The following is an 8758-nucleotide window of genomic DNA, read 5'->3' on the forward strand; positions in this document are numbered from 1 at the left end:
ACCCGCCGGCTCGCCGTCATCGACATCGGGCACCTCGACCGTGCCACGAGCCACCATGCGGATCTCCTCATGGGGCTGGTCAAGCGTGAGCACATGGGTGAGGTTGTCGAAGGCGTCGCGCATGGTGACGCAGGGCCGGGGCAGCTCGACGCGCCACTGCACGATGCGCTGCTGCGGCACTGTGCAGGGCGTGAGCCGGATGTACTGGGTGCTGCGCGACACCAGCGTGTGGTACCGGTAGCGGGTGGAGTGGATGACCGACAGGCGCATCTAGCGCATCTCCATGAAACCGCTGTGCAGCGCCGAGCCGAGGGCGTTGTTGTCGCGCAGAAAGGCGTCGAGGTACTCGCGCAGGCCCATGCCGAGCACTTCGTCGAGGTCGCCGTGGGCCAGGCCCGCGCGGATGACCGCCGAGAGCCGCCGTGCCTGCCGGCCCGACTCCTGCGGCAGCGCCGCGAGGATGCGCTCGATCTCGTCGAAGCAGGAGCGCAGCGAGCGCGGCAGTTGCGGATCGAAGATCAGCAGCTGCGCCACGCGACGCGCCTCGATGGTGTCGCGGTAGGTGTCGCGGTAGGCCTCGAGCGAAGACACCGAGCGCAGCACCGAGGACAGCCGGTAGTAGTCGTCTTCGGACTCGTCCTGCCCGACCACCTGCTTGACCGACAGGATGCGCGCGGTGTTGTCGGCCCGCTCCACGAAGGTGCCCAGCCGGATGAACTGGTAGGGCTGGTCGCGCCGGATGGTGGCGAAGGTGACACCGCGAAAGAGGTGGCTGCGCTCCTTCACCCAGTCGAAGAACTCGGAGTCGACCGGCTCGCGACCGCTGCGCCGGCGCGCCTGCAGCTGCAGCCAGGTGTCGTTGATGGTCTCCCACATCTCGGAAGTGACCGAACCACGCACCGCACGGGTGTTCTCGCGGCTGGACTCCAGGCAGTTGACGATCGACGAGGGCAGCGAGGGATCCCACGCGAGGAAGCGCGCGACATTCTCGGCGGTGATCGGGCGCCCGGTGGCACGAAAGGCCTCGAGCGTGTCGGTGATGACCAGCAGCTCGAACGCACCGGAGTCGTCGCTCGAGCCCGAGAGCAGCGCGAGCGAATGGCCGACATCGATGATGCGGGCCATGTTCTCGGCGCGCTCGAGGTAGCGCGACAGCCAGTAGAGATGGGAGGCGACTCGCGAGAGCATCAGGCACCCCCGCCCGGTTCGGCGGTCTCGTCGTCGTCGACCACCCAGGTGTCCTTGGTGCCCCCGCCCTGCGAGGAGTTGACCACGAGCGACCCGCGCCGCAGCGCCACCCGGGTGAGCCCACCCGGCACGATGCGGACCTCACGGCCGACCAGCACGAAGGGCCGCAGGTCGATGTGCCGCGGCGCCACGCCCTCGTCGACGAAGGTGGGACACGAGGACAGCGAGAGCGTGGGCTGGGCAATGTAGTTGCCGGGATTGGCCTTCAGCACCGCACGGAAGGCCTCGATCTCCTCGCGCGAGGCGGTGGGCCCGACGAGCATGCCGTAGCCGCCGGCGCCGTGAACCTCCTTGACCACCAGCTCGGGCAGGTGGGCCAGCACATGGGCGAGGTCATCGGGGCGCCGGCACTGCCAGGTGGGCACGTTCTTGAGGATGGGCTCCTCGCCGAGGTAGAAGCGGACCATCTCGGGCACATAGGGGTAGATCGACTTGTCGTCGGCCACGCCCGTGCCCACCGCATTGGCAATCACGACATTGCCCAGGCGGTAGGCGGCCATCAGGCCGGGAACCCCGAGCAGGGAGTCGGGCCGGAAGGCCAGGGGATCGATGAAGATGTCATCGAGCCGCCGGTAGATGACATCGACCCGCTGCGGCCCGGAGGTGGTCCGCATGAAGACGAAACCGTCCTTGACGAACAGGTCCTGGCCCTCGACGAGCTCGATGCCCATCTGCTGGGCGAGGAAGGTGTGCTCGAAGTAGGCGCTGTTGAAGCGGCCCGGCGTGAGCAGCACCACCACCGGATCATCGACCACCGCAGCCGAGCGCAGCGTTCGCAGCAGCATGGCGGGGTAGTGCTCCACCGGCCTCACGCGGTAGCGGCGGAACAGGTCGGGAAACAGCCGCATCATCATCTTGCGGTTGGACAGCATGTAGGACACGCCCGAAGGCACCCGCAGGTTGTCCTCGAGCACGTAGTACTCGCCGTCGTTGTGGCGAACGATGTCCACCCCGACGATGTGCGCGTAGATGTCGTGCGGCACCTTCATGCCGATCATCGCCACCTGGTACTGGTCATTGGCGAGGATCTGGTCCTCGGGGATGAGGCCCGCGCGCAGGATCTCCTGCGGGCCGTAGATGTCGGCCAGGAACCGGTTGATCGCGGTGACCCGCTGGATGAGCCCGCGTTCGAGCCGGGCCCACTCGGTGGCGGTGATGATCCGCGGCACGACATCGGAGGGGATCAGCCGCTCGGTGCCGCTCTCGTCGCCGTACACCGAGAAGGTGATGCCGATGCGGCGAAAGATCAGGTCGGCCTGGGCACGCTTGGCAGCCATGGCCTCCGCGCTGCTTGCCGCCAGCCATTCGGCATAGGGGCGGTAGTGCTCGCGCGGAGTCAGGGCACCGGCTTCGAGCATCTCGTCAAAGACGCCCTCTTTTGGTGCAATCAACTTGAGACTGGCGGTCATGCCCCCATTCAAGCAAAGGTCATGCCGTCATTCAACCGGCATCGGCCGGACGGTACGCGCAATCGGTCTTGGTGCAGTTGCCGTACAGCGCCAGGGCGTGGCTGTGCAGGCTGAAACCGTGTTCCCGCGCGATGCGGTTCTGGCGCTGCTCGATGTCGGCGTCATAGAACTCCTCGACCCGCCCGCACTGCAGGCAGACCAGGTGGTCGTGGTGCGTGCCCTGGTTGAGCTCGAACACCGCCTTGCCCGACTCGAAATGGCTGCGCTGCAGCAGCCCGGCCTGCTCGAACTGGGTGAGCACCCGGTAGACCGTGGCCAGGCCGACATCTTCGTTGACCGCGAGCAGTTCGCGGTAAACATCCTCGGCGCTCATGTGACGGTGCCGCCCGGCGCGGAAGATCTCGAGGATCTTCAGGCGCGGCAGGGTGGCCTTGAGCCCGATGGTCTTGAGGTCGTGGCTGGACGGCATGCGGCGCCCGAGGAAAACAGACTCGCTATCATATCGGGATTGCCCCTGCGGCCCATCGAACCCGCGCAAGCGACAGGTGAACCCCCCATGACCGAGCCCGTGTTCCTTCGCCCGCCGTCGGCCGGCCTCTGCGCACGGCCGCAGGCCCGCGGGTGGCGCCTGGCGCTTGCGCTGGCCTGCGTCGCGGCTCTGGCCGGGTGCGCCGGCAAGGGCAGCGACCAGGCGAGCGGGCTGTTCTCGCCCTACCGGATCGACCTGCCGCAGGGCAACTACCTTACCGCCGAGATGCTCGACCAGGTCAAGCCCGGCATGACCCGCGAGCAGGTGCGCCAGGTGCTCGGCGCCCCGCTGCTCAACCCCCTGTTCCGACCCGACCGCTGGGACTATGTCTTTCGTTACCAGTATCCGAACGGGCGTGCTGAACTGCGACGGGTGGCACTGATCTTCAAGGACGACCAGATCACCACCATCCGCGCCGACACCCTGCCGGCCAGCGAGGCGGTCATCGACCCCGCCCTGCCCGGCTACAAGCCGCCGGCGGGCGAGCGGCGCTGAAGGAGACCTGCCGTGCGCATCATGAACATCGCCGTGGCCGGAGCCGGTGGCCGCATGGGCCGCATGCTCGTCGAGGCCATCATCGGCGCCGCTGACGCCCGTCTGAGCGGCGCCATCGACCTGCCCGGCTCGCCCGGCTACGGCCGCGACCCCGGCGAGGCCATCGGCCAGACCACCGGCGTGCAGGTCACCGATGAGCTCGCCACGGCGCTGGCGGGCGCCGATGTGCTCATCGATTTCACCCGCCCGGAAGGCACGCTGCGCCATCTCGCGGCCGCGCAGGCCGGCGGTGTGCGGATGGTGATCGGCACCACCGGGTTCGACGAAGCCGGTCTTGCCAGCCTTCGCGAGGCGGCCACCCGCATCCCCATCGTGGCCGCGCCCAACATGAGCGTGGGGGTCAATGCCACGCTGCGGCTGCTCGAGGTCGCGGCGCGCATGCTGCCCGAGGGCTACGACATCGAGATCATCGAGGCGCACCACCGCCACAAGATCGATGCGCCCTCGGGCACCGCGCTGCGCATGGGCGAGGTGGTCGCGGCCGCGCTCGGCCGCCGGCTCGACGAGGTGGCGGTGCACGGGCGGCACGGGGTCACCGGCGAGCGCGATCCCTCGAGCATCGGTTTCTCGGTGATCCGCGGCGGCGACATCGTCGGGGAGCACACCGTGATGTTCGCCGGCCTGGGCGAGCGCATCGAGATCACCCACAAGTCGGCCAGCCGCCAGGGCTATGCCAGCGGCAGCCTGCGGGCCTGCCGCTTCCTGATGGACCGAGCGCCCGGGCTCTACGACATGCAGGATGTGCTCGGCCTGCGCCCCTGACCCGTCCGCGGCCGCGCCACGCTCGCCGGCCCACTGCTCTCCCGGAGGACCGCCATGAGCCTGCTGCTCGCCCTCGACCAGGGCACCTCCAGTTCGCGCAGCATCGTCTTCGATGCCGCCGGCGCGGTGGTGGCCAGCGCCCAGCGCGAGTTCACCCAGCTCTTTCCCAGCCCCGGCTGGGTCGAACATGACCCGCGCGAGATCTGGTCGAGCCAGCTCGCCACCGCGCGCGAGGCCCTGGCCCGCGCCGGCGTGAGCGCCGCCGACATCGCGGCGGTGGGCATCACGAACCAGCGCGAGACCACCGTGGTCTGGAAGCGCGCCACCGGTGAGCCGATCCACCATGCCATCGTCTGGCAGGACCGCCGCACCGAACCCGACTGCGCGCGGCTGCGCGCCGAAGGCCTCGAGCCGCTGGTGCGCAGCCGCACGGGCCTGGTGCTAGACCCCTATTTCTCGGGCACCAAGGTGGCCTGGATCCTCGACCATGTCGCGGGCGCGCGGGCCGCGGCCGAGCGCGGCGAGCTCGCCTTCGGCACCGTCGACAGCTGGCTGGTCTGGCAGCTCACCGGCGGGAGGCTGCATGTCACCGATCCGAGCAACGCCGCCCGCACCCTGCTCTTCGATGTGCAGCGCGGGCAGTGGGACGACGAGCTGCTGGCGGCGCTGCGCGTGCCGCGCGCGATGCTGCCCAGGGTGTGCCCGTCGAGCGCCCTGATCGGCGAGTGTGACCCTGCGGTGCTGGGCGCGCCGGTGCCCATCGGCGGCATCGCCGGCGACCAGCAGGCCGCCCTGTTCGGCCAGGCCTGTTTCAGCGAGGGCATGGCCAAGAACACCTACGGCACCGGCTGCTTCATGCTGATGCACACCGGCGAGCGCTTCCAGAGCTCGGCCAACGGCCTGATCACCACCGCCGCCGCCCGGCCGGGCGACAGCCGCGACTGCGCCCTGGAAGGCAGCGTGTTCATCGGCGGCGCGGTGGTGCAATGGCTGCGCGACGGTCTGGGCGCGATCCGCAGCTCCTCCGATGTCGAGGCCCTGGCCGCGAGCGTGCCCGATGCGGGCGGCGCGATCATGGTGCCGGCCTTCACCGGCCTGGGCGCGCCCTACTGGCGGCCCTCGGCACGCGGCGCCATCCTGGGCCTGTCGCGCGGCACCACCATCGCGCACATCGCGCGCGCGGCGCTCGAATCGATCGCCTTCCAGAGCGCTGCCCTGCTCGAGGCCATGCGGCGCGACGCCACCACCCGGGTGGCCGAGCTGCGGGTCGATGGCGGCGCCTGCGCCAACAACCTGCTGATGCAGTTCCAGGCCGATCTGCTCGGCATCCCGGTGGTGCGTCCGCGCATCATCGAGACCACCGCGCTCGGCGCGGCCTACCTCGCCGGTCTGGCCAGCGGGGTGTGGCCCTCGCGCGAGGCGCTGGCGGCGCAGTGGCAGGCCGAGCGCCGGTTCCATCCCACCATGGAGCGAGGCCGGGCGCAGGAACTCATGGCCGGCTGGGCCCGCGCGGTGGAGCAGGCGGCGCCGGGCTGAGCGGGCGCCGACTGGGCTGATCCGGCTCCGATGGCGCTGAGTTGGCGACGTCGGGCGAGGCAGGCGCTCTCAGCCGCGGGCCGGCGGCGCGCGGAACCGGCCGCGCAAGGCCTCGCAGGGATCGGGGCGGGCGTGCGGCACGGCCAGCACCCGCCAGTCGAATCGTTCATCGGCCTGCGTCAGCAGGCGCGGCTGCGCCTCGCCTTCGGCCTCCAGGAAGCCCACGCAGCGCAGCCGCTCGCGCGGCAAGGCCCCGGCAAGATGGCGGGCCACGCCGAGGTCGCGCCGGGCATGGCCGTTGCCGGTGAGCAGCACCACCGGCAGGCCGTGGCTGGCCTGCGCCGCGCGCATCGCCTGGGCCATGGCGGCGTCGCGCGCGCGCTGGGCCAGCGCCATGGGGGCCAGCGCCGCGGGCGGCAGCACTCCGCAGTGCCCCTCGTCGATCTCGCGCCGCTGCGCGGCCTCGTCGGACTCGGTCCAGTCAGGCGGGGGCGGCAGGGACATCCCGGACCGACCGCGAGCCACGGCCGCGACCTCGACGGCGGGGAGGTTGGCCGCCACCAGCGGCAGACCATGCTGCAACGCGAGTTCGACCACCGGCTGGTAGAGCGGCCAGTCCCAGCCGGCGAAGTCGAGCCCGCCGGCCTCGGCGAGGGCCCGCGCGGCGATCCCGGGCTGGCGCCGGGCGGCGTCGAGCGCGGGCTGACGCGGCGCGTCCATCTGCTCGAAGGCGATCGCAAAGCGCAGGCCCGATGCCGCCCAGGCGCGCAGCCAGGCCAGCCGCGCCTGATGCAGGCGGGCGTGGTCATGGACCTCGCCGAGGATCAGCATCGCCCCCGCCGCCGGCTCGCGCAGCAGCGCGGTCAGCGCCGCGGGGGCAGGCGGGTCGGTGTCCGCGCCGGCTGTGGTGCGGTGTGCGGCGCCCGGGTCACCGGGAGCCGGGACGCCGGCCGGGAACCGCCCCACGCCGGCGCAGCCCGCCAGCAGCAGGCCGCCCGCGGACAGCAGCGTGGCATCGAGCAGGCGACGACGCTTCACAGCGTGAACGAGAGGCGGCTGACCAGCGCGCCCGGTGTGAGACTCAGGCCGAAGCTGCGATGTTCGTAGGTCTGGGTATCGGGCAGACGGGCCGGCGCCTGCGACAGGGCCTCCAGCTCGCTGCCGAGCAGGCGATACAGGGAGTCATCGAAACGCATGACCGCGAGCGGCGCCACCGGTTCGCCGTCCTCCACCCAGAGCGTGGCGAAGCGGGTCATGCCGGTGATGCGCGCGGCGGCACGGTCGGACCAGTTCAGGTACCAGAAGTTGCTGACGGCCACGCCGGTGCCCAGCCGGCGCAGCGCATCGGCCTCGGGCAGATCGCCACCGGCCAGGCTCAGCGCCTGCGCAGTCTCACCGGCATCGGCACCGGTGCCGGCAAGACCGAACTCGCGTGCGCTGCGCGGCGAGACCAGCGATCCGGCCCACGCGCCGGCCTGCACCAGCGGCAGGCGATCGGGGCGGGCGAAGCCCTCGGACTGGAAGCGGGGCAGGCCGCCCGCAGCGAGATCGTCCGCGAGGCTGACCATGGGGCTGAAGCGCTGGCCGCCCTCGGCCAGACGCGTCAGCGGAGACTGGCCGCTGTGCAGCGCCGCCGCGGAAAAGCCACCCCAGTTCAGCATGCCGATCAGCTCGGCCATCGCGGCAGGACTCAGCCAGGCGCGGTAGGCGCCGGGTGGCAGGGTGCGCACCGGTCGGGCGAGGATGGCGGCATCACGACGGGCCCGGGCGATGCCGGCAGCCAGCGCCTGCGCATCCCAGGCCGGCCACGAGAGCGTGGACTTCACCGCGCGATCACCGCCCGCCTGCACGCTGTGGTCGAAGAACCAGGGCGAGGCCTCGTGCCAGAGCCGGTGACCCAGGCTGCTGGCAAAGCCGCAGGCCAGCGCGCCGCCGGCATAGAAACCCACCAGGTCGGCGTCGCCGGCGGCGGTGCAGACCGTGTCGCAGAGCGCCTCGCGCGGCGGCAGCGCGGGATCGAGCCGGGTGATCTGCTCGCGGGGCTGCTCGCACAGGCTGAGCCAGGGATCGGGCTGACTGTCGGCAAGCAGGCCACGCAGCTCGGCCAGCGCCGCGCCGAGGCGGTCGGCATCGGTGGCCTCATGACCGGACAGCACGAACTGCAGCGTGGCCTGGCGGGCATCACGCACCAGACGCAGTTCGAGCAGGGCGCGCTCCACGGTGCCGGCCTGCCGCACCCGGCCATGATTGAAGCGCACGAAGTCGGAGGACTCGGCACGCAGCCAGCCGAGCACCACCTCGCCGGGCCGCGCCGCTGAGCCGATCCGATCGAGCAGCGGCAGACCGCGCTCGAGCAGGGGTGCGGATGATGCTGCGCTCATGCCTCGGCCCCGAAGACATCCACCGCGTGGAACAGGCAGGGCGGTGCGGCATGTCCCACCCGCGCCACCTGCCCTGGCTCGCCCTTGCCGCAGTAGGGCGTGCCGAGGTGCCGCACCTCGTCGGCGGAACCGACCGCGGCCAGGCTGCGCCAGAAGGTGGCCGACACGCCGCGGTAATTGGGATTGCGCACCACCGGGCCGAGTTCGCCGTCGACGATGAGCCGGCCCCATTCGCAGCCGAACTGGAACTTGTTGCGCGAGTCGTCGATCGACCAGGAGACATTGGTGCGCATCAGCACGCCACGCTCGGTGGCGCGGATCATCTCCGGCAGGCTCGA

Annotated in this window: 10 protein-coding genes; 3 read left to right on the forward strand and 7 right to left on the reverse strand. The window is 71.2% G+C overall.

Annotated features, from left to right (window positions below; all coding sequences use genetic code 11):
• From AC2H6A_RS15515 to fur, 4 genes are all read right to left on the reverse strand, one after another.
• Positions 1-270: transglutaminase N-terminal domain-containing protein (locus AC2H6A_RS15515; protein WP_484274572.1), on the reverse strand; the 270-nt coding region annotated here is incomplete at its 3' end.
• Complete coding sequence (locus AC2H6A_RS15520) at positions 271-1188, reverse strand: alpha-E domain-containing protein (RefSeq protein ID WP_484274573.1); 918 nt, start codon at positions 1186-1188, stop codon at positions 271-273.
• Positions 1188-2606 (reverse strand): circularly permuted type 2 ATP-grasp protein, encoded by a 1419-nt coding sequence (locus AC2H6A_RS15525; RefSeq protein ID WP_484274586.1) that lies wholly within the window; start codon positions 2604-2606, stop codon positions 1188-1190. The genes AC2H6A_RS15520 and AC2H6A_RS15525 overlap by 1 nt, the downstream gene beginning before the upstream one ends.
• Positions 2607-2688: 82 nt before the next feature.
• Entirely contained in the window at positions 2689-3126 is a 438-nt protein-coding gene (fur, locus tag AC2H6A_RS15530; protein WP_484274574.1) for a ferric iron uptake transcriptional regulator, read from the reverse strand.
• Between the two features lie 87 nt (positions 3127-3213).
• Here fur and AC2H6A_RS15535 point away from each other — a divergent pair, with 87 nt between their 5' ends.
• The 3 genes from AC2H6A_RS15535 to glpK are packed head-to-tail and all read left to right on the forward strand — an operon-like array spanning position 3214 to position 6039.
• Positions 3214-3681: an outer membrane protein assembly factor BamE gene (locus AC2H6A_RS15535; RefSeq protein WP_484274576.1), complete on the forward strand. Its 468-nt coding sequence runs from the start codon at positions 3214-3216 to the stop codon at positions 3679-3681.
• A gap of 21 nt (positions 3682-3702) precedes the next feature.
• Positions 3703-4503, forward strand: a complete 801-nt coding sequence (dapB, locus tag AC2H6A_RS15540; RefSeq protein WP_484274588.1) for a 4-hydroxy-tetrahydrodipicolinate reductase — start codon at positions 3703-3705, stop codon at positions 4501-4503.
• A 54-nt stretch (positions 4504-4557) separates the two neighbouring features.
• Positions 4558-6039 carry a glycerol kinase GlpK gene (gene glpK, locus AC2H6A_RS15545; protein WP_484274578.1) on the forward strand — a complete coding sequence of 494 codons (1482 nt, stop codon included), beginning with the start codon at positions 4558-4560 and terminating at the stop codon, positions 6037-6039.
• A 69-nt stretch (positions 6040-6108) separates the two neighbouring features.
• Here the strand turns inward: glpK and AC2H6A_RS15550 are convergent, their stop codons facing one another.
• The 3 genes from AC2H6A_RS15550 to AC2H6A_RS15560 all read right to left on the reverse strand — a co-directional run.
• The gene (locus AC2H6A_RS15550) at positions 6109-7077 is read right to left on the reverse strand and encodes a ChaN family lipoprotein (protein ID WP_484274580.1); all 969 of its coding nucleotides are present in this window, start codon (positions 7075-7077) and stop codon (positions 6109-6111) included.
• Entirely contained in the window at positions 7074-8420 is a 1347-nt protein-coding gene (locus tag AC2H6A_RS15555; protein ID WP_484274582.1) for a metallopeptidase TldD-related protein, read from the reverse strand. The genes AC2H6A_RS15550 and AC2H6A_RS15555 overlap by 4 nt, the downstream gene beginning before the upstream one ends.
• Positions 8417-8758 (reverse strand): metallopeptidase TldD-related protein (locus AC2H6A_RS15560; protein WP_484274584.1); only part of this gene is annotated, 342 nt, incomplete at its 5' end. The genes AC2H6A_RS15555 and AC2H6A_RS15560, both read right to left, overlap by 4 nt.

The sequence above is a fragment of the Quisquiliibacterium sp. genome (genome assembly GCF_982640115.1).

What these genes read in the sequence shown, in the direction of transcription:
- AC2H6A_RS15520 (WP_484274573.1), bottom strand. Translation starts at nt 1,188, where the DNA reads ATGCTCTCGCGAGTCGCCTCCCATCTCTACTGGCTGTCGCGCTACCTC.
- AC2H6A_RS15525 (WP_484274586.1), bottom strand. Translation starts at nt 2,606, where the DNA reads ATGCTCGAAGCCGGTGCCCTGACTCCGCGCGAGCACTACCGCCCCTAT.
- fur (WP_484274574.1), bottom strand. Translation starts at nt 3,126, where the DNA reads ATGCCGTCCAGCCACGACCTCAAGACCATCGGGCTCAAGGCCACCCTG.
- AC2H6A_RS15535 (WP_484274576.1), top strand. Translation starts at nt 3,214, where the DNA reads ATGACCGAGCCCGTGTTCCTTCGCCCGCCGTCGGCCGGCCTCTGCGCA.
- dapB (WP_484274588.1), top strand. Translation starts at nt 3,703, where the DNA reads ATGAACATCGCCGTGGCCGGAGCCGGTGGCCGCATGGGCCGCATGCTC.
- glpK (WP_484274578.1), top strand. Translation starts at nt 4,558, where the DNA reads ATGAGCCTGCTGCTCGCCCTCGACCAGGGCACCTCCAGTTCGCGCAGC.
- AC2H6A_RS15555 (WP_484274582.1), bottom strand. Translation starts at nt 8,420, where the DNA reads ATGAGCGCAGCATCATCCGCACCCCTGCTCGAGCGCGGTCTGCCGCTG.